The following is a 21,703-nucleotide window of genomic DNA, read 5'->3' as shown; positions in this document are numbered from 1 at the left end:
ATAACTTAATACATATCATGAAAAAAATATTATTTAGTACTATGCTGTATTTACTTATGGTACAGTTTTCCATTGCTCAAAAAAGAACCGTTCTAAATATAAAGTTTGAAAATTTTAAAGATTCTGTTATTCGATTATCGTTTCCAATCTTTGATGGCAAATTTGCCTTATATAGTGCACAGGAGTATGTCTTGGAAAGAAAAGACGGCAATTTCCATTTTGATTTTCCACTGAAAGAAACTACAACAGTATGCATTTATTCAAATATGGTCGGAGGTCTTTTATTTGTCCCAGGAACTTTCAATATTATTGTCAATCCTGGGGACAGTCTAAACTTGACCCTTCGGGATAATAAATCGGGATTAAATAATATGGAAATAACCGGTAAGGGTGCGGAAAAATTACTCATGACAAAAGAAGTTACAAAAATAATGTTTTCAAGTAAATTTTCTAAAAAACCTTACCATAAACAAAATATAACAGAAAGATATCTGGAAGTGGATAGATCACTTGATATTATTGATTCAATTTTTAATAGACATCCTAAAAAGAATACCAGAGATTTTAGGTTAGCAAAAGCTCAACTGGTTAATCAAACTTTGGATGCAATAATGTCGCAGTCAATACAACAATATAACGATTCTGTTGCGACATTATTTAATCAGTTTATCAAACAAAAGAAAAGAATCACACCACTTCTTGATAGCTTAACACTAGATTATTTTGGTGGGCTTCACGTGCTTCCTGCATATATTTCTTTATCTAATATGCACCAATTGGGTCCAAGATATGATTTATTTAGGTACAACTACCCTTTGGAATATGCCTCCTTGGTTAAAAAAGAATTTGGAAATATATCCTACGTAAATGACTATCTCCTTTCCGATAATGCGATTAGCACCTTTCGTGAGAACTGGTACGGACAGAAATCTAAAGACATTTATAAATTTTATGTAGCAAATGTAAATAAAAATAATCCGCATTTTCAGAATGTTCTCAATGAATATAAGACACTAGAAGATGTGCTACAACATGGAAAGCCTTTTTATAATTTTAACTTGCCAGATACAAATGGTGTGTATCATAGTTTAAAAGAGTTAAAAGGAAAAGTCGTTATTTTGGACTTTTGGTTTACTGGTTGCGGAGCCTGTAAAACGATGGTTTCTGAACTTAAAAAGATTGAACCTTCTTTAAAGCATGAAAAAATTCAGTTTGTCTCAATTAGTGTGGATCAAAAAATACCCGTTTGGAAACGTGGAATAGGCATTTTTTCCATAAAAAGTGCATTACAGCTTTACACAGAGGGTAGGAGATATGATCATCCTATTATAAAATTCGCAAAAGTTGGTGCATATCCCACATTAATCGTTTTGGATAAACAAGGTAGGATAGTTGGGATTCCTCCTCATCCAGGAAAAGACCCAGATGGTTTCAAGGAGTACATAAAGAAGTGCTTAAAGTAGAAATTTAAAAGGAAGCGTGCGAAGCAAGCTTCCTTTTTTATACAAAGGAATTATCATTATTGTCTCTTAACTCCTTGTATTACATTTTGTCCAGTAGGTAACTCAGTTTCCAAATCATATTCTCGTGCGCAAGTTTGTGGACCTGGATCGCATGGATGTAGTTGCGGATTATAGGCATCACCCATAGATCCATCTGGATTTACGTAAAAAATTCCTGTTTCGTCTTCGTTCACTGTGTTTGCCGGAGCAAATGAAAATGCTGTAAACGTACCTAGTGCAATTGCTGCAACTCCTAAGGTAATTCTAAGTGATTTCATGATGTTTGGTGCTTTTATAAATCAAAAAGCTAAACTTTAGTTTTTTGCCTACTCTGGGTTTCAGGTTTTCGGCTTCCCCTGTTTTGGTTATTAGTTTTAAATTTAGTACGTGGTCTGAACATGACTACTGTGTGGTGGGCTTTTATACGAAAACATGATCAGACCAATGATATTTAGCGTCAGCACCGCAAGATTAATCCACAGTTGATCATTCCAGTTCAACCCCCTATAAAGCGAAATACATGAACATGGTATGCTTGGCGCAAACTTTAAGATGTAGATGAGATATCCTGTATATAACAGCAGGACAGATAGCGAGGTTATAAGTCCTATTTTCCTCCACGACTTCTTCAGCAGCAGTATCACAAGTGACAAATGCAGTAGTTGTAAAAAGTAAGGCAGCGGTAATGCAAAAGACGATAATAGATATGCACCATTGATCTGCCTTCTGAAAGTGTCAAAATCAAGGACCTTACTGACAAATGTATATGCCCACATGAGTAGGAGTAAGAATATAATTGTTTCGGCTATCAAGTTTTTCGTTCGCATGGTTTGAGTATTTTGTGATTTACGTTGAAAAGTTATTTCACACACAGTTTAAATCGAGTATTATTTAGAGGTTTTCCATTGGCCACCATGTCTGATCGGTGGGTCTTTGATCGTTTCATCAGTGTCGTCGTTGGAAACGACTCCTGCTTGAATTGTATCGCTATTTTTTGACATTTCCGTTTTTGAGTTGACAATATTCAGTTTTCCCAGTTCTAACGGTTCCTCTATTTCGGATTCTCGACAGGAGTGTAAAATGACCGCTCCTGCGATGATTAATATTGTTGAGATAATAGTTTTCATTTTGTTAAAAATTTTAAGAATTATCCCGGCCGGTTATTTCGAATTCAAGAGCGAAGGTAGAGGGCATTGGAAGACGGAAAAACTGTTTAGTGCGCCCGTTGAACAATTTGAATGCGCAAATTGTTCAAATTGAGCATTGTTATAAATTTGATAATCAGGGTTTTAAAATGTTTTTATGGTATGTTGCAGTTTTTTGTTTTTGATAAATAATGGTTTGGCGATTTTTACTAATTTTATATAAACTTGACCTATGAAATTCTCCTCTTTTCATATCATAATTGTTTTATGTTTGTTGCACTGTGAATTTCTCTGTGCCCAGCAAGAGGAGTACAGTAAGTATTATTATATAAGGAAAAATTATGAAGTGTTCTCAGAGAATGATTTCAGGGCACTTCCATTCATACGTAAGTACATTGCTGAAGCAAAAAAGGATAAGGATTATGATAAATTGTATCAGGGATATGCAGACGGTGTCGAATTCTCTGCTGATCGTACTGAAAAACTTAAATTTGCAGACAGTACAATCATTGCCGCCAAATTATCCCGCAAACAGGCGTTAGTAAGTTCTGCATACCTCGAAAAGGGAGTTGTTTACTATTTCCATTTTAAAAAATACCAATTGGCATTAAATGAGTTTCTTATAGCAGTTCAGTATGCTCCAAAAGATACAGATCCCTATTATCAGAACCGGCTAAATTATCTGATCGGAGTTGTCAAAAGCTATATAGGCCACTACGATGAGGCATTGCCCATTTTTATAAAGACACGGAACCATTTTGCGTCAGAGCTAAAGAAACAGCAAGATCCTAATATTCTATACGATTCTAGGAGAGGTAACTATAATAGTCTTCATCAGATGGCTATTTGTTATCGAAATATGGGAAAATTTTCACTAGCCGATTCTATTGTTAGCATTGGACTTACAGAAATCGGTTCTACCCGCGAACATAGGCAGGAATCGGGATATTTTATAAAAGAGAAAGGAATTTCCGAGTTTCGGAAGAAGGAATTTTCAACTGCTATCGCCTCACTTATCGCTTCATCAGTAGCACTTTCGAAAATTAATGATTTTTCATGGTTAGCTGTAAACTATTCATATTTGGGGAAATCCTATCTTGAATTGGGGGATGAACCCCATGCTTTAAGAAACTTTGAAAAAGTCGATTCCATTTTTCAGAAGCATGGTTTCATTGTTCCCGAAGTTCGGGATACCTATGAACTTTTGATTGATCATTACAAAGCAAATAATGGCATAGAGAAGCAATTATATTATACCAATCAGCTTTTAAAAGTAGATAGCGTCTTATTCAGAGATTTCAATTATCTGTCCAAAAAGATAAGCAAGGAGTATGATACACGTTTACTGAAAGAAGATAAGAAGCGACTTGAAGATAAATCCATAAGAGACAGAGTGGCCCAATGGGGATTAGGAACAGTCGCAGTCACTTTAGCTGCTACCATGCTGTTTTATAAACGAAGAGAAAAAAGAATCCGAAAGAAATATGACATTCTGGAGCAAAAGATCAAAGCTAGAGATAGCGCTAATATGGCAATTAAAATAGAAGAAAAGCAAGATGGCAATAAACTTGAAATTGACCCAAAAGTTATAGAAGAAATACTGCATAAATTACAGGACTTTGAGGATAAGGGAGGGTTTAGGGAGAATGGGATTACACAGCATAAATTGGCGGATAAATTTGATACTAATCATTTCTATCTGTCACAGATCGTGAACGAATACAAAGGCATGAATTTCACTAAATACCTCATAGATTTAAGGATCAAATATATAACTGATAAACTCTATAATGACCCGGAATACCGAAAATATAAGATCGAAACACTTGCGGAAGAATGTGGCATGGGCTCAAGAAATCATTTTTCGAAACTTTTCAAAGAAATCAATGGAATAGGACCAGCAGATTTCATAAAAAGACGTAAATATGATTTAGATCTGGATCAGAATCTTGCCATTGAAGCAGTTTCCCAATAAATCCGTCTGCGGTTTACAACTGAAGAAATAGTGAAATAAGTATGGTGGGGTAATTTAAATATTTTTTTTGCATTCTTTTTCTCGGATTGAAGTTCATTATTTCATAAAATTTACATGTAAAACTCTGATTAGTAGAATTACGACAATTTTTAAAATAATGTCAAAATCATTTTGCCGTGAAGTTGTAAGGTATTATATTGCAAAACCAAAATCATTAAAATGCTTATGAAAAAGAATGAATACAACCCAACAATAGTTCGCGTATCTTAATACTTAAAGAGTAATTTCGACCCACGGAATTTCTTTTCGTACCATTATCAGATCTCTATTATGATAGCCTTGTGAAAGTACTACATGCTTATTAATTTGTAGCTTTGGTAATTGAATTCACCGCTCGGTGATAAACCTTTTTAAATAACACAACCGAAAAAAATTATGTTATCATGTTTCAACAAGAAGATAATCTCTCCAGTAAAGGAATAGATTCATCCAAGAAAAACGTTTTGGATTCGTTAAGTGACGTCAATTTAGATGACGTTACTAAAATTCCGGGTCCACAAAAAGAGTATCTTAAACAAGCAAAAAATATAACCGACACGGGGCGGCAGTTTCTGAATCAGCCATTATTACCAAATGTCCCCACCACTCTCAAGGAAAAAGTTTGGGCAAAACAGCCTACTTCCAAAATATTTAATGCAGCAGGGATTCCTGAAAATGCAATTGCAGGTATCAATAGGGTAGTGAAGCTCGATATTTTTGTCGATGGAAAAGAAATCAAATATTTTAAGCACTTTAAACTTACCCAAAGCGCTGTGAAGCACCATGAGTTTGAGCTTACACTTGCTCACGATACCTTAGGAGCAGTGGAAAATCACAATCTGGAAGAGGCGCAAAATTTTCTAGGAAAAAGAATAACAATTGTCTTTAAATACAAAGATGTAGATAATAGCCCTGAAAGAAATTTTGTAGGAGTTATTACAGAAGTAGGTTTTAGTCAGGAAAAAGGAAGTCTGGGCAATCTTGTCATGACAGGCTATAGCCCCACAATATTATTGGATGCGGCGCCACATATCCAAAGTTTCGGCGGATCAAAACCTATCAGTCTAAATAGTATAGCAAGTGAAGTCATCAAAGAAGGCTTAGGCGCCGACAAATTTGATTTCAGGGTTGATTCCCGCTACGGAAATGTACCCTATAGTTGTCAGTACGAGGAGACACATTATAACTATCTGGCTAGAATGGCAGAAGCTTATGGTGAACAATTTTTCTATGATGGTGAAGTCCTTCATTTTGGACAGTTACCACCGCAGGAAAAACCTGTTGTACTTACTTATGGCAGCAATCTGACTGATGTGAAAATCAAAATGAAAGCCCAGCACGTAAATCCAACATTTTATGGTTATAACAGCAGTAAAGATGAAAAGTTCGCTGGTGGAAAAAGCAAAATTGACCATAAATCAGATATTGCCAAAAGAGCATATGAGATTTCTGAACGGACTTTTCAAACACCATCTTTACGTGTTGCCCCTATAAAAGCTGCAACCTTTATGGATATTGACGCATCGCAGAAAGGTACTGCCGGGAGCAAAGCGTCGGAAGTTTTTGTCACCTCAGGAAATACGACGGTTCCGTTTCTTCATCCTGGCTGTATAGCGGATATCGAGATGAGAAAAGCTGATAGTAGCGAAACTTCATACTTTACAAAACTGATGCTTATTGAAGTGACGCACGAAGTTGATGCTCGTGGTTACTACTATGGTTCATTTCAGGCAATTGCATCCGATACAGGATTCATTCCAAGACCGGAATTTGTTGTTCCCACTGCGGAACCACAATTTGGGAAAGTAATGTCAAATACAGATCCACTCAATCAAGGGCGCGTGCAGGTGCAACTGGACTGGCAACGTGGAAAAGATTCAACTGAATTTATCCGTGTAATGTCTCCCGATGCGGGTAGTAGCGATAAGGTCAGCAAAAACCGTGGCTTTATGTCTGTGCCAGAAGTGGGGGATCAGGTTATTGTAAATTTTGTCCATCTGCATCCCGATCGGCCATTTGTTATGGGAGGCATGTTTCATGGAAAAGTTGGCGCAGGTGGTGGTGAAGGGAATAATGTAATGAGTTTCAGTGGTAGAAGTGGAGCAGAATTAAAATTTCATAATGGTGCAGGTTCTATGAACCTACAGGATCAGGGCGGAGCAAACATGCATTTCGACGGAGCGGGAAATGCCACAACAAATGCAAAAACAGCCCATAGTGTTAATGCTGGTAGCAATAGTTCCATTAATGTCGGCGGTAAAAAAAATGCACCGCCACAATCTCTCTTAAATATGGACGCAGCAGGTAATATTACGCTTGACGGCAAGACAAGTATAACCTTTCAGGTTGGCGGAAATAAAATTGTCATCGACAAAAAGGGGATTACTGGAACAGTTACCAATGGAAACATCAGTTTCGATGCGACAGCAGGAACATTTACTATTCATAGTAATGGCAACATGGATATCAAGACCGATGCTGACTTAGCTGTTGATAGCAAATCTTCCAAGATCAATTCAAGTGGGCCGACCAATATTACAGGGGCAGATGTAGAAATTAATAAGGGATAATTATGGAGTTCGATATTCAGGATGTGGGGAAAACAAGAAAGTATGCTTTCCTCAGGGAAGAGCGTTATCAATTTCAGGGTTTACGCAATGAAAATCATTTGGAAATTGGTCTCGATGTAAAGTTATTGTCCGTGAGTAAAGGAGTTCCCACATTTAAAATTAATACCATCCACTATAAGCAGAGTAATGCCACTGGCTTGTACAGTTGGGTGGGGGATATTCATGAGATTAGGAATGAACTGATTTTTACACTAAATGAAAAAGGGCAATTAGATACTATCTTAAATATGGAAGATATACGCCGGAAATGGGAAAAAATTAAACCTGAGCTTGTAAAAGTACATAAGAAAGATGCGCACAAAGATATTTTTATCACAGGTATTAATGAACTTTTGGAAAACGCAGACAACTTATCGGATGCTTTGCGTTTTGCACAGCCGTATCTTCTTCTATTCCCCGGTATTCATGGAAATCAGTTAAAAAAAGACGAGGAGACAATTGGATATCGTGAACTTCCCAATTTTTTGGCGGCAAAAATGATTCCTATTAATACCGTGGAGACACTTACAGAATTAGAAGATGGTAAAATCCAAATTGAAGTTCAAGGGACAATTGACGATGAAAAGTTTGAACAGGAGAAAGTTACTGCCATGATCAGGATTCTGAAAAATAGGCCACGTGTTCCTACACAGCTACAGTTAGGTTACATCGAGAGATACCGTTTGGATGAATGGCCTTGGTCTGAACAGAGTATGTGCATGAGTATAGCTGAAATTCCCGGTACGCTGTACCGTGAAGAAAGAAATATTTTAAAAGCAATATGATTTTTAAGATAGAGGATCTTGTCTTTCAAAATGACCGATACTTTATACTACTGAGCAGTAAGGATGCCGATAAACTAGCAGAACTAAACTGTCTCGATATCTATGCCGACAACGTAAAGATTAAACGTTTATCAGGTTGTCTGGTATCGGAAATATTAAAGATTCCTGATTTCACGGTCTTGGAGTCGAAAGAAAACCTAAGTGAATTGGAGCGGATTTTTAGAAAAACCAAATTGGTAGAAATCTGCACCTGCGTTAAGAACGTTAATTATAAATAAGTGGATCATGGCAAAAAAGTATGTGCCAGAGGGTGCTTTTCTCGCCTGCGATAAAGGAACGAGCCCATCGACATTACGGGTTAGCTTTAACAAAAATACGACTATTTATGCGGTGCCAATGGCAACCGAAGCAGATAAGTTGCCTTTCTTTCACCTTAAACCAATGGGACTTTGTACCTGTCCTGCAAAATGGGCTACGGGTGTAACCTGTTTACCTACTACCTTGCAATGGGATAATCCGAAGGATGGTGTAAAAATTAATGGAAACAGGATGCTTCTAGAAGATTCTACCTGCAATTGTATTTTTGGAGGTAAGATCAGTATATTTTTTGATAGGGCTTCCGCCGTTGCTTATGGTATAGGAGAAGGGAAGATGCCCAGCGATTACATCAAAGAAGGATTTGACTGGCTTGAACAAAAAACAAAAGAAAATCGAGCTGAAAGGGATAAGATGATTCCTGACTGGATGAAACCTATTGCAGGGGCTAAGGATTGGTTTGATGATCTTGGAACGGGATTAGTTGAAGGGGCGGTGAATGGAGTAGTCGGGCTTGGGGAAGTAATCTATCAGGTTGGGCAAGACCCGGTAGGTACTGCCGAAGCTTTAGGAGGAATGGTGAAAGAGGGGTATGAGGCGACTACTAAAGGACTTAATGAGGCATACAAATGGAGTACGACACCGGGGAATCTAGAAAAAGCAGCAAATTCAACATGGGATTGGGCTTCCAAGGAAGAGAATTGGGACAAGCTTGGAAATGATATTGTCAAGGGAGCTCAGGATACGGGCGAATGGATCGCTAAAAATCCTCGGAAGATCGGTACTACAGTTGGAGAATTTATACCAGATGCTGTTGCAGCTGTGTACACTGCTGGTGGCTCGGTGGCAGCTACCGCAGGTAAGACAGCATTAAAAGAAGGTGCAGAAGTCGTTGTTGAAAAAACTGTAAAGGAAGTTGCCGAGGCTGGAGCTGAAAAAGCGGGTAAAGAAGCATTGGAAGCTGGTGCAAAAAGGGGTATAGCAGAAACCTTAGAGCAATTAGCAAAGAAAGAAGCGGATGATATAGCAGCTGTAGTGACAAGAAGTATGCTACCCAAATTTAAGTTAACAAATCCATTTTTAAAAAATCTAGAGCATGATTTAGATGAGTTCATCCGACAATTAAAAGGACAACAAGAAGGTTTAAATAAACTAAGTGTAGACGATTTTTTGAAGAATAGGGATGAATATTTAAAAAATGGAAGATCAGCAGAAGGTAGTGCAGCTCAGAAAAGATTTAGAGAGGAAGCACATAGCAATAAGGTGAGAGAATTTAGAGATCAAGGCTTCACCAGAGAGGAAGCGAAGAAGAAAGCTGATGAATTTATGCAGGATAAGGCAGCACTGCATGACCCTGATCAGATTGCTGGTGGCTTTGGTGATAAAGTTACTGGTCTAGGTGATAAGAGAGTTAATTCCAGTCTTGGAAGTCAATGGAAAACACGGATAGACGAATTGGATAAAAGTGTCAGAGATGCGGCAGAAAAAATGTCTGAGGCAGAGAGGAAAAGTACTTATTTGAATGTTCATTTATACCCGTAACTCATTGGAAATAGTTATATTTGTAAAAGCAAAATATTAAATATGTTTGAAGAATTTTTTAAACAGTATCCTGATTACACAATACAGGAAAAACCTACGAATGAAACCATTGAAAAGTATCAGAATCATTTACCAGAAGTGCTAATTACTTTCTGGAAAGAGTATGGTTTTGGATCTTTTATGGACGGCTATTTAAAAGTTGTAAATCCTGATGAATTTGCTAATATTCTAGATGATTCTTATAGCCCGGTCTATCAAAATCCGATTGTTATGTTTGCAACTGGTTTGTCAGACTTGATTATTTGGGAGAATAGTCATACTGTTTTACTAGATTATCGGCACGGGATATCTAAAGTATTAGAATCAGGATTAAAATATTTATTTGAAGATTTAACAGATTCATCTTATATTGATTCGGATCTTTCAGGGAAGAATTTTGTAGCGGCCAAAAAAAGACTAGGTGATTTAAATTTTGAGGAATCGTTTGGCTACGTTCCATTACTGGGATTAGGAGGTGCTGAAAAATCTGAAAATTTGGATAAAGTTAATTTAAAAGTACACATTTCTCTGATAGCACAGACTGTGGGTAAAATTGAGTAAGAAATTCACGATTCCACATAATTAAAACATACAAGCCGCTAAATTGTCGGCTTTATTTTGGCATTGTAAGTTTACAAGACAGAAACGATGCATGATGTGGATAATTTGTATGCGGATAAAAGTGCTAAAGTCATATTTAAACGTCGAACTTTACCGTAGTAGGCTTAAATGATCATATTTGTTATAGTAAAAAAGATTTCATGTTTGAAAAATTTATTGAAGAATACGGAAATATTGAGCATAAAGTCGAGTTGCCAAATGATCACCTTGAACAAGTAAAAAGCTTTTTACCGGATGAGCTTTTCAGTTTTATTTCGAACGGTGCAGGAAGTTATATGGATAGTTTTTTTTGGGTAGTTGATCCGGTGCAATTTGATCCTATTTTAAAGGAAATTTATGTTCCTGTCCACGAACCATCAATTTGTTTTGCTAGGGATGCTTTTGGGGGATTATATTCGTATGAGGGTGGAAGTGTGATTTATATTGACATCCGTCATGGCGTTTCAAAGGTGATTGGAAGAAAAGTTAATGTTTTGTTCAATTCGATAATGACTGATTGGGAATATTTCTCTCAAGAATTATTATTAGATAATTACGAACCAGCGAAAGAAAGACTTGGAAAAGTTGAATCAGATGAATGTTATGGTTACGTGCCTATTCTAGGGCTCGGGGGACCGGAAAAAGTAGAAAATTTACAAAAAGTTAAATTAAGAGAGCATTTATCCATCGTTGCACAAGCTTTAGGCAAGATCGAATAAAAAGACAAATACTCTTAAATAGGTATTAGTGATATAATGGAAGCTGCCTCTTAGGTAGCTTTTTTATTACATTTTGCCAGCTGAAACCCTAATATTTGATAGTTATTTTTTAAAATGCTTTTATAGATGAAACCAACAGAAAGACAAAAGGAATTATATAAAAAGCTTTCCCCATTAATAGGTACAGAACCAAAAGTCATTAAATATGGAGATTAAGCTGCGCCCGTTTGTTTAGACAGAAATTTCTAATTTTTATATAGTATTTTCTGTTTTAGGGCTGAAAATGGAAATAACTTTTTGGCTCTTGAAAGCCTAAAAAAGTTATTCTATTTTTATGCCGCATCCGCTTGCAAATACATGCTTTGCGGAGTATTATAGTTTATTCCCTGATGGAAGCGTTCCTGATTGTAGAATTCAAAGTAAGACCGTAACCCAGCACGGAGAGACCTTGGACTATCGTAGGCCTGTAAATATACGTTTTCATATTTTACAGACCGCCATAATCTTTCAACAAAAATATTATCCAAGGCCCTGCCTTTTCCATCCATACTGATAGATATATCGTTATCTAACAGTTCTTTGGTGTGCAGGTCACTCGTGTATTGACTACCTTGATCGGTATTGAATATCTCCGGTTTACCATGCATATGCAAGGTCTCTTTCAATAGATCTGTACACCATTCCGCACTCATTGTATTGCTGATATCCCAATTTAAGACATATCTCGTCTTCAGGTCAATGATCGCCGATAGATACATAAACCCCTTTTTCATAGGTATATACGTAATATCGGTTGCCCAGACTTGATTTTTTCTATCGATTTCCAGCCCCTTCAATAAATAAGGATATTTTTTATGCGCCTTGTTTACAACGGTGGTGCTTGGTTCGCGGTAAATCGTACGCCAGTTGATTACTTTCATCAGTCTCCTAACACGTTTTGAATTGATCTGAAAACCCGCCTCCCGTAAAAGTACCGTAAGCTTTCGGTAACCATAAAATGGCGTCCTGACATATTGCTCCTGCATGAACAACTCTATAGCCTTATCCTGCTCTGATTTGTCTTTTTTCCTATAATAAAGCGTGCTACGGTTCAATCCAAGCGCATTGCACTGCTTGTTAAAGCTTAATACATCTTTTTTGCTGACCATAGTCAAACGCTCCGATAAAGGAATTAGTAAAGCTTTTTTTTTAGAAATTCGTTTTCTAGGCTTAATTCTCCAATACGAGCAAAGAGCTTTTCCGTCGGTATATTGCTATCTTTGGAATCTCCTGTATCCTTTGAAAAAACTTTGCTCATATTCCGGATGGCTTCTGCTTTCCATGCCGAAATCTGAGTCGGCAACAACTCATATTTCTTCGCTAAAACCTCTATCGTATCCTTCTCTCTGAGTGACTCCAATACAACTCTGCTCTTAAAATCTTTACTAAATGTTCTCCGTGTACGTGACATAATATTGCTAATTTAATCTATTTATTTCATACCTTAAATTTATGTCTAGTTTTAGGGGAGCAGCATAGATGATACTGGTGAGAATGCCATTTTCATTATGGAATGTCCCGATCCTTTAGATAAAAATGTTTTTTTTTATGCTACAATAGGATTGTCTGACTATTCTTTAGGGGATAAAAAGTACGAATTAATGATTTCAGGATATTCGGCGCAAGATAAAGTTGGGAATATTTTGAGCACAAGTGCTTTTTTTTGCATTAAAGATCAATGGAAGGTTTCTGAAGGGGTGGTTTTTGAAAAACTTGTTGAAATGTATTACCCTACTTCTGAAATGAAACATGTTTATTTTACTACACCGTATTTGTGGGAGGATAAACTTGAAGATTTTATGGTACAAAATGAAGAAGTCCATTTCCTTCTTGCTATCCCGATATCAGAACTTGAGTTTGAATTATTTAAGCAAAAAGGTTCCGATGCTTTAGAGACATTGTTAGAAGAAAATGAAATTGATATTTTTGACATTAACAGAAAATCGATTTTAAAATAAATTTTCAGTAAATATACATCAAAGATTGAAAACAGGAAAAACGGTTGTAAATAAAGGCTTTACAGCCGTTTTATGATTTTTTGGTAATGTGGTAAAAAGCAGGAAAAAGCAACGATTGGCAAAAGTAAGGTTACTAAAACGTTACTTTTAAACATCGCAAACAATCGATTCAAAATGTTGTATTTCAGATTTTTGCGCAATTTTTCATGTTGTTCCGTGGCTCACATAAGTTTAATTTTATCATTAAGAATTGTGAGTATGGAAACGACAAAAAAATCAACATTTAAGGTGCTTTTCTACCTTAAAAAGAATGCCCCGAAGCCGTAGCGTTTGGAACGGTTCAGCTTTGGATAGAAACCTATCGGCAAATGTATTTAACGATTGGTGGAACAACGGAAACAAACCTGAACTGAAAATACAGAATAGCCCTGTTTCCAAAACGTATACAATAGATGATTTGCCAACAAAAGACCTTTTTGAGTTTATCCCACAGGAACATTCGCAAAGTATCGATTTGGGATTGTTCAACTTATTGTCAGACACACAGGGCGTGGACTACGAGGAAGAACAGTTTGCTAACCGTATGAAGAAAAAGAAGCAATATCCTCGTCAAAAAAGATAATCGACTTGTTCTGTTTTCTTGTTCATTTTGCGTCATCATAAAAGCCAATGATAGGTTTAGCCCTTTCCTCCTATAGCTAAACAAAATAACCACATTATATACACAGTTTTTCGAGATACCATTAAATAATTTTACTAATTTAGCGACAGACAAATTAACGTTTGAAATAAGCAAAGCAATTCAATGAGACCTTTTAAAAGGTACAAAACCGAATTACAATGAACAGAATTAAGGAAGTGTTGGAACAAAAGGGAATTAAGCAAACTTGGTTGGCTGAAAAACTCGGAAAAAGCTACAATATGGTAAACGCTTATGCTCAGAACAGGCAACAACCGAGATTGGAAACCTTAATGGAGATAGCGGATGTTTTAGACATAGACGTGAAAGAATTGCTAGTTTCTAACAAACCTGAACAAAATAACTAATGAAATCAACTGAAATAAAGCATAACGTTGAGAATCTGATTGACAACTTCTCAAAAGAAGAATTTGTCTTTGAGTTGCTGGTTGCATACGGCATTTCTAAAACATCTGTAACACGACTAAAAAAAGGAGACTACAATTTATCCAAAGTTGATGGAGAAATACTATACAAAAAGAAAATATTCTTTAAAATTGAAGCATCTAACAAACTGCTGAGTAGTATTGAAGAGGTTGCAAAAGAAGAAAGAATCCTAAAACATCAACCTAGATTTGCAATTCTTACCGACAATAAACAAATAGTTGCTAAAGACTTGAAATTAGGTAAAAACTTAGATATTCAATTAAAAGAGCTACCCAATTACTTTGATTTCTTTTTGCCATTAGCAGGTAGCGAAGTTTATAACGCTTCCAACAATAATGAAGCAGACAGAAACGCATCTTACAAAATGGCTTCTTTGTATGATTTGTTGATTGATGAAAATCCGAGTATCTACAATTCAAAAGAAAGTATTCACAACCTCAATATCTTCTTGTCCCGTTTGTTGTTTTGTTTTTTTGCAGAAGATACCGAGATATTTGATCAAGACAGCATTTTTACCAATACACTAGCTCAGCATACTGCCGAAAACGGAAGAGACACTCATACGTTTTTAGATGATTTGTTTGCCCGTTTAGATAGCGAAAGCGGAAAAGATTATCCAGATTTTTTAGCCAAATTCCCTTATGTAAATGGAGGATTGTTTAATCAAAAAATAAACTCACCCCTGTTTACCACAAAAGCAAGAAAAACGCTTCTTGAGTTAGGTGAATTACAATGGAAAGATATTAACCCTGATATTTTTGGGTCAATGATACAAGCAGTAGTAATTCCTGAATATCGAAGCGATTTAGGAATGCATTACACTTCTGTAGAAAATATCTTAAAACTAATTAAACCTCTCTTTCTTGATGAACTCTACGAAGCGTATGAAAATGCGACCACAGTAAACCATTTAAGAACACTCATCAAAAGAATTTCCAAAATCAAATTCTTTGACCCTGCTTGTGGTAGTGGAAATTTCTTGATTATTACCTACAAAGAAATACGCCTTTTAGAAATCAATATTTTAGAGAAAATTACAGATTTAGAAGGACAAAGTCCTACTATAAAGTGGACTGAAATACAGCTTTCACAATTTTATGGCATTGAAATAGATGACTTTGCCCACGAAATGGCAATACTCTCACTTTGGTTGGCAGAACACCAAATGAACAAAGTGTTTGAAGAACGATTGTTTGATTACGGAAAATCGAAACCTATATTACCATTAAAAGAAGCAGGGCAAATAAAACAAGGTAATGCTACGAGAAGAGATTGGAATGAAGTATGCCCAATTTCTTCAACAGACGAAGTGTATGTGATTGGGAATCCACCTTATTTGGGTTATAGCCGACAAGACGAAACTCAAAAGGAGGATATGAAAATTGTCTTTTCACGAGTAAATAACTATAAAAAACTTGATTACATAGCGTGTTGGTTTTATAAGGGAACCAATTACATCCAGAATACAAAAGCTAAATATGCTTTTGTAACGACCAATTCCATAACGCAAGGGGAACAAGTAGCCTTATTGTGGCCATTAGTTTTAAGTAAAGGACAAGAAATTGACTTTGCACACCAATCTTTTAAATGGACCAACAACGCCAAAGGAAATGCAGGAGTCGCAGTAGTAATAATTGGAGTAAGAAATATTGACGGTACAGAGAAATTCCTTTACAATCAAAATCTAAAGCAAAGTGTAAAAAATATAAATCCTTATTTGACTGACACCAAAAATATTATTGTAACAAAAAGAAGTAAACCAATTTCATCACTTCCAATCATGATGAAAGGTAGTCAGCCAACAGATGGCGGGAATCTCTTGTTGTCTCAAAAAGAGAAAGATGATTTGATTGAAAAGTGTTCAAGCTCAAAGGAAATTATCAAACCATTTGTTGGAACAAAAGAGTTTATTGATGGGGATAGTAAATACTGTTTATGGGTAAATGATAATGACTTAGAAAATATTTTTTCTTGTGATGAAATTAAAAGAAGATTTGATGCTGTTACCATAATGCGATTAAATAGTACAAAGTCAGCGACCAACAAGTTAGCTTCATCTCCACATAAATTTGGTGAAGTACGTTATTTTAAAAAAGAAGTAATCATTGTCCCAACAATTACTTCAGTAAGAAGAAATTATATTCCGTGTGGAATTCTTGATGAAAATCATATAGTTTCAAATACAGCTCAAGCTGTGTATGATTTTGATCCTTATATGTTTGGTATAATTTCATCAACAATGATGCTAGTTTGGGTAAAAGCAGTTGGAGGAAGATTCAAAACAGACTATATATTCTCCTCTTCAATATGCTTCAACACCTTTCCGTTTCCAGACATTACAAACAAGCAAAAGGAAAATTTAAACCTTTATGTATTTGCCATATTAGATGAGCGAGCCAAACATCCCAGCAAAACAATGTCACAACTGTATAATCCAACCACAATGCCCAAAGGTTTGCTACAAGCACATCAAGAATTAGATACTGCTATAGAACAATGTTACCGTTTGCAACCTTTCAAAAACGACACCGAGCGTTTGGAATACTTGTTTAGACAGTACGAAGAAATGTTGCAGAAAGACACGCTTTTTGCGAAGCAGAAGAAAACGAAAAAAAGACAGTGAAATGAGCAAAGAAAATCAAAATAACGATTTACAGCCTATAAACAACTTTGTTATTTTTAAAACTGAAAATGGTAAAGTAAATATAGATGTTTTTTATCAAAACAAAACGCTTTGGTCAACTCAAAAAACAATAGCTGAACTCTTTGAGAAAGGACGTTCAACCATAACCGAACACCTCAAAAAAATATTTGGAGATGCCGAATTGGATGAAGCTTCAGTATGTCGGGATTTCCGACACACTGCCGAAGACGGCAAAACCTATAAAACCAAATACTATAATTTAAGAGCCATAACAGCGGTTGGTTACAGGGTAAACTCCCAAAGAGCCATTGAATTTAGAAAATGGGCGACTGAAATTTTGCACGAATACATCATCAAAGGTTTTGCTATGGATGATGAGCGATTGAAACAAATCAAACATTTTGGAGAAGATTATTTCGAAGAAATGTTGGAGCGAATCCGTGAGATTCGATTAAGTGAAAGGCGTTTATATCAAAAAATTACAGACATCTACGCTCTTTCTGCTGACTATGACAACAAATCGGAAATAACCCAACACTTTTTTGCTTCGGTTCAAAACAAACTACATTGGGCAATAACTGGGAAAACGGCTGCCGAGATTATTATACAGAAGCAGATGCTACCAAGATTTATATGGGCTTAAAAACTTGGAAACAAGCCCCAGACGGAAAGATTTTAAAAAGTGATGTAATTATTTGAACGTAGAACATTTAAAAGCGTTAGAAAGAATAGTTACTTCTTACTTAGACTTAGCAGAAAACCGAGCAAGGAACAGATAGGTAATGAATATGAAGGATTGGGATAACTTTTTAGTCCAATTTTTGGAATTGGCAGATTATCCTATTTTGAAAGACAACGGCAAAATATCAATGTTGGAAGCAAAGCTAAAAGCCGAAAGTGAGTATGATAAATTCCGTGTGATTCAAGACCAAAATTATATTTCCGATTTTGATAAGGAAATGAGAAAATTAGTAGACAAGAAAAAGAAATAACCAATGCCAAATATAGTACACGTAACATACGACCAAACAGGAAAAAGCAAAAGTACCAATCGTTTAGGTATGCGGGAAATGCAGGAAAAAGCATACGAAGGGAGAACTGCTCAATACTTATTACTTAAAGCACCGCCAGCATCTGGTAAATCGAGGGCTTTAATGTTTATTGCCTTGGATAAATTGCAACATCAAGGCATTAAAAAAGTAATTGTTGCTGTTCCTGAAAAATCCATTGGAGCATCTTTTGGCACAACAGAACTAAAAAAATACGGTTTTTTTGCCGATTGGAATCCCAATCCAAGATACAACCTATGTACGCCAGGCGAAGAGAAAAACAAAGTAACGGCATTCTTAAACTTTTTAGAATCTGACGAACAAATTTTAGTGTGTACACACGCCACTTTGCGTTTTGCATTTGATGGTTTGGACGTGAAAAAGTTGGATGATACTTTGGTTGCTATTGATGAATTTCATCACGTATCAGCAGAAGGTGACAATATCTTAGGGCAAGTGTTAAAAAGCATTATGGCAAATTCCAGTGCTCATATTGTTGCTATGACAGGTTCATACTTTAGAGGTGATAGTGTACCAGTTTTAATGCCAGAAGATGAAGCGAAATTTACGAAAGTAACTTATACTTATTACCAACAATTAAACGGTTATGAGTTTTTAAAGTCATTAGGGATTGGCTATCATTTTTATACAGGTAGATATTTCAAAAAAAATCCTGAAACAGGAATTTCTGCCTTAGCAGAAATATTAGATGAGAATCAAAAAACCATTATTCATATTCCGAGTGTAAACTCTGCCGAATCTTCAAAGCTTAAACACGATGAAGTTGACCATATTATTGATGTTTTGGGAACAATAGAATATCAAGACGAAATCACGGGAGTGATATACATAAAAAGTCACAAAACAGGCAAGATTTTAAAAGTTGCAGACTTAGTTCAAGACAATCCAAAATCGAGGGATAAAATAAGTGGATATTTACGTGAAGTGAAATCGGTAGATGACATTGATATTATTATTGCTTTAGGAATGGCAAAAGAAGGCTTTGATTGGCCTTATTGCCAACACGCTCTAACAATAGGTTATAGAGGTTCACTGACAGAAATTATTCAGATTATAGGTAGAGCTACGAGAGACAGTAATAACAAATCTCACGCACAATTTACCAACCTCATTGCTCAGCCTGATGCTCAAGATGATGATGTGAAATTGTCTGTAAACAATATGTTAAAAGCCATTACCGCATCTCTGCTTATGGAACAAGTTTTAGCCCCAAACTTCAAGTTCAAACTAAAAAAAGATGAGGATGATGAAGACGAAGATGATGAGAAAACTATCAAAATTAGGGGTTTTAAATTACCCACTTCACAAAGAGCCAAAGACATCATTGAAACAGATCTGAATGACTTAAAAGCAAAGTTATTACAGAATCCTCAGATGCTTAAAGCAATGCCGGGGAATGTTGAACCGGAGGTTATTAATACAGTTCTAATCCCTAAAATCATTCGAGAAATTTATCCTGACTTAAGTGATGATGATATTGAAGCAGTTAGACAACACGTAGTTGTTGATTCTGTTATAAAAAATAGTACTATTGAAGAACAAGGCGATAAGAAGTTTATAAGAATGGCAGGTAGTTTTGTAAACATTGATGATATTCATATAGACTTGATAGACCAAGTAAATCCTTTTCAAAAAGCTTTTGAAATTTTATCAAAATCGGTAACTACCCAAGTTTTAAAATTGATTGACGAGCATATTCAGTCTACTAAATTTGAAATGACCGAAGAAGAAGCGATTTTGTTATGGCCAAAAATAAAAGAATGGGTTAAGAATAATAATGGAGAACAACCAAACATTCAAGCGTTTGACCATAAGGAGAAAAGAATGGCAGAAGCACTAGTTTTTTTGAGAGAACTAAAACGTAAAAAAGCATTGGCAAATGGCTAAAAAGAAATTAACTATAGACGATATTTTTGATGATGACGATTTTGGCTTGTTAGATTCTAAAGCCAAAACTTCTTCTGTGAAAACAGATGAAGAAAGACTTATTGATTCCTTTGAAGAAATAAACAGATTCTTTGATAAGAACAAAAGAGAACCAAATAAGTCAAGTATGTCTGAATATGGTTTGATGGCAAAATTGAAAAACTTTAGAGAAAATGAATCTCAAAAGAAGATTCTAAAACCATTTGACAAGCATAACTTATTGGGATACGTTGAATTGGAAAAAACAACAATTGATGATATTCTGAATGAAGATGATGAACTTGGCTTATTAGATTCAGATAAGGATTTGGACATTTTCAAATTCAAACACACACCAAAACCAGAAGAGAGAGCTGATGCAGATTTTGTTGCACAAAGGAAGCCAATTAAAGAAAAAGAGTTTGAGAAGTATGAAGCAATGTTTTTCAAAGTACATAAGGAAATCAAAGAAGGAAAAAGAAAGATAAAGCCGTTTAAAAACATTGAAAAAAATCTTCACGTAGGCGATTTTTATTTAATGGATGGCATTCTTTTGTACTTAGAATCTGCGAATTTGAAAACAGAAGAAAAAGAATTAGGTTCAGGAAACAGAGTTCGCACAGAAGGGCGTACGAGAACAATTTTTGAAAATGGAACTTACAGCAATATGCTTTTTCGTTCCTTAGGTAAGCAAATCCAAAAAAACGGAAAATTGATTACCAATACTTATGAGAAAATCGAACAAGACTTATTTGTCAATACAGGACTTGTAAAGGAAGAAGATGTACAATCAGGTTGGATTTATGTACTGAAATCAAAATCAAGCAACACTCAAATAGCAAACATTAAAGACTTATATAAAGTTGGTTTTGCCAGAAATTCAGTAGATGAGAGAATAAAAAATGCAAAAAATGAAGCGACCTATTTATTTGCGGATGTACAGAAAATTGCGACTTACAAAGTTTATAATAGAAATGCTGACAAACTAGAAGGTCTTTTGCATAGATTTTTTGCAAAAGCTTGTTTAGACATTGACTTGTTTAATGAAAAAGGACAAAGACTAAATCCGAGAGAATGGTTTGTAGTTCCTTTTGAAGTAATCGAAGAAACAATTCAATTGATTTTAAATGAAAATATAGTAAACTACGAATACGACCCTGCTGAGAAAAAGATTAAATTGAAATAAAAGTAAAAAAATAAGAACAGTGCTTTCTATTAATTATGCAACGTCAGTTCGTAAACAAGCTGACGTTGTTAAAGCAATTAGAATTTAGATATTGTGAAATAACACTTAAAATTATTTATATTTGTTGTGAGCTAGCGGAAACACATTGAAAAGCAAAGCAATAAGCACCGTTACCAAATCGTTACCTGACTTCTTTGATTATCTCTATAAAAGATTAGTATTCAACCGATACAGCTTTTTTCTGAAAACTTTAAAATAAAATTAATGCCTAAAATATACCTAAGAATTTATTTTTTGAAGGCTGGATAAATATAAAATCATAGCATTAAATGAAATTTAAAAAGTACCCGTCGGTGCTTTTATTGTTTATAAACTTTAAAAATAGTCCCTTTTATAAATAGATTTTTTTTAAAAATCATGGCAAATTTGTGGGAATGGCTTTTGATAAAAGAATTAGAAAAAAATATAAATTGATAAACAGAATTTAGTTGTTAGAAGAAAACAA

At 35.4% G+C, this 21,703-nt stretch carries 19 protein-coding genes and 1 pseudogene; 15 read left to right on the top strand and 5 right to left on the bottom strand.

The annotated features are described in order from the left end of the window. The first annotated feature begins 17 nt into the window (after positions 1-17). Positions 18-1,463, top strand: coding sequence for a TlpA disulfide reductase family protein (locus tag M2373_RS12720; RefSeq protein WP_123871790.1), 1,446 nt, complete (start codon positions 18-20; stop codon positions 1,461-1,463). Between the two features lie 56 nt (positions 1,464-1,519). Here the strand turns inward: M2373_RS12720 and M2373_RS12715 are convergent, their stop codons facing one another. The 3 genes from M2373_RS12715 to M2373_RS12710 form a co-directional block, all read right to left on the bottom strand. After that, complete coding sequence (locus M2373_RS12715; RefSeq protein ID WP_123871789.1) at positions 1,520-1,780, bottom strand: hypothetical protein; 261 nt, start codon at positions 1,778-1,780, stop codon at positions 1,520-1,522. A 102-nt stretch (positions 1,781-1,882) separates the two neighbouring features. Further along, positions 1,883-2,329 carry a MauE/DoxX family redox-associated membrane protein gene (locus M2373_RS22585; RefSeq protein ID WP_409013204.1) on the bottom strand — a complete coding sequence of 149 codons (447 nt, stop codon included), beginning with the start codon at positions 2,327-2,329 and terminating at the stop codon, positions 1,883-1,885. 60 nt (positions 2,330-2,389) lie between these two features. Continuing rightward, complete coding sequence (locus M2373_RS12710) at positions 2,390-2,629, bottom strand: hypothetical protein (protein WP_123871788.1); 240 nt, start codon at positions 2,627-2,629, stop codon at positions 2,390-2,392. 250 nt (positions 2,630-2,879) lie between these two features. On the opposite strand from M2373_RS12710, the gene M2373_RS12705 reads away from it, so the two are divergent. The 7 genes from M2373_RS12705 (at position 2,880) to M2373_RS12675 (ending at position 11,270) form a co-directional block, all read left to right on the top strand. Next, a complete protein-coding gene (locus M2373_RS12705; protein WP_259111263.1) occupies positions 2,880-4,622 on the top strand; it encodes a helix-turn-helix domain-containing protein in 1,743 nt (580 codons plus the stop codon). Positions 4,623-5,065: 443 nt separating this feature from the next. Beyond that, positions 5,066-7,231: a type VI secretion system Vgr family protein gene (locus tag M2373_RS12700; RefSeq protein WP_123871786.1), complete on the top strand. Its 2,166-nt coding sequence runs from the start codon at positions 5,066-5,068 to the stop codon at positions 7,229-7,231. A 2-nt stretch (positions 7,232-7,233) separates the two neighbouring features. Next, entirely contained in the window at positions 7,234-8,055 is an 822-nt protein-coding gene (locus M2373_RS12695) for a hypothetical protein (RefSeq protein WP_123871785.1), read from the top strand. After that, positions 8,052-8,333, top strand: coding sequence for a hypothetical protein (locus tag M2373_RS12690; protein WP_123861430.1), 282 nt, complete (start codon positions 8,052-8,054; stop codon positions 8,331-8,333). Before M2373_RS12695 ends, M2373_RS12690 begins: the two co-directional genes overlap by 4 nt. 7 nt (positions 8,334-8,340) lie before the next feature. Further along, positions 8,341-9,912: a polymorphic toxin type 15 domain-containing protein gene (locus M2373_RS12685; protein ID WP_123871784.1), complete on the top strand. Its 1,572-nt coding sequence runs from the start codon at positions 8,341-8,343 to the stop codon at positions 9,910-9,912. Positions 9,913-9,954: 42 nt separating this feature from the next. Continuing rightward, a complete protein-coding gene (locus tag M2373_RS12680) occupies positions 9,955-10,512 on the top strand; it encodes a T6SS immunity protein Tdi1 domain-containing protein (protein ID WP_123871783.1) in 558 nt (185 codons plus the stop codon). Between the two features lie 200 nt (positions 10,513-10,712). Next, entirely contained in the window at positions 10,713-11,270 is a 558-nt protein-coding gene (locus M2373_RS12675) for a T6SS immunity protein Tdi1 domain-containing protein (RefSeq protein WP_123871782.1), read from the top strand. A 332-nt stretch (positions 11,271-11,602) separates the two neighbouring features. Here the strand turns inward: M2373_RS12675 and M2373_RS12670 are convergent, their stop codons facing one another. Continuing rightward, a complete protein-coding gene (locus M2373_RS12670; RefSeq protein ID WP_259111252.1) occupies positions 11,603-12,418 on the bottom strand; it encodes an IS3 family transposase in 816 nt (271 codons plus the stop codon). A 23-nt stretch (positions 12,419-12,441) separates the two neighbouring features. Then, positions 12,442-12,720, bottom strand: a complete 279-nt coding sequence (locus M2373_RS12665; RefSeq protein ID WP_145331133.1) for a transposase — start codon at positions 12,718-12,720, stop codon at positions 12,442-12,444. A 97-nt stretch (positions 12,721-12,817) separates the two neighbouring features. Between M2373_RS12665 and M2373_RS12660 the strand changes: the two genes are divergently transcribed. The 7 genes and pseudogenes from M2373_RS12660 (at position 12,818) to M2373_RS12630 (ending at position 21,198) form a co-directional block, all read left to right on the top strand. Next, positions 12,818-13,267 carry a suppressor of fused domain protein gene (locus tag M2373_RS12660; protein WP_259111246.1) on the top strand — a complete coding sequence of 150 codons (450 nt, stop codon included), beginning with the start codon at positions 12,818-12,820 and terminating at the stop codon, positions 13,265-13,267. Between the two features lie 310 nt (positions 13,268-13,577). Then, positions 13,578-13,889 (top strand): hypothetical protein, encoded by a 312-nt coding sequence (locus tag M2373_RS12655; RefSeq protein WP_228459660.1) that lies wholly within the window; start codon positions 13,578-13,580, stop codon positions 13,887-13,889. 218 nt (positions 13,890-14,107) lie between these two features. Beyond that, positions 14,108-14,314, top strand: a complete 207-nt coding sequence (locus M2373_RS12650; RefSeq protein ID WP_259111241.1) for a helix-turn-helix domain-containing protein — start codon at positions 14,108-14,110, stop codon at positions 14,312-14,314. Continuing rightward, a complete protein-coding gene (locus M2373_RS12645) occupies positions 14,314-17,016 on the top strand; it encodes a DNA methyltransferase (protein ID WP_259111239.1) in 2,703 nt (900 codons plus the stop codon). Before M2373_RS12650 ends, M2373_RS12645 begins: the two co-directional genes overlap by 1 nt. 1 nt (position 17,017) lies before the next feature. Beyond that, a pseudogene (locus M2373_RS12640) lies at positions 17,018-18,029 on the top strand (virulence RhuM family protein). A gap of 3 nt (positions 18,030-18,032) precedes the next feature. Beyond that, complete coding sequence (locus M2373_RS12635; protein ID WP_123871779.1) at positions 18,033-19,994, top strand: DEAD/DEAH box helicase; 1,962 nt, start codon at positions 18,033-18,035, stop codon at positions 19,992-19,994. Then, a complete protein-coding gene (locus tag M2373_RS12630) occupies positions 19,987-21,198 on the top strand; it encodes a GIY-YIG nuclease family protein (RefSeq protein WP_123871778.1) in 1,212 nt (403 codons plus the stop codon). The genes M2373_RS12635 and M2373_RS12630 overlap by 8 nt, the downstream gene beginning before the upstream one ends. Positions 21,199-21,703 lie beyond the last annotated feature (505 nt).

The sequence above is a fragment of the Chryseobacterium sp. JUb7 genome, assembly GCF_024806495.1.
Taxonomy (GTDB): Bacteria; Bacteroidota; Bacteroidia; order Flavobacteriales; family Weeksellaceae; genus Chryseobacterium.
The sequence above is the reverse complement of the archived record's forward strand: the minus strand, read 5'-3'. Positions and strand labels throughout refer to the sequence as shown.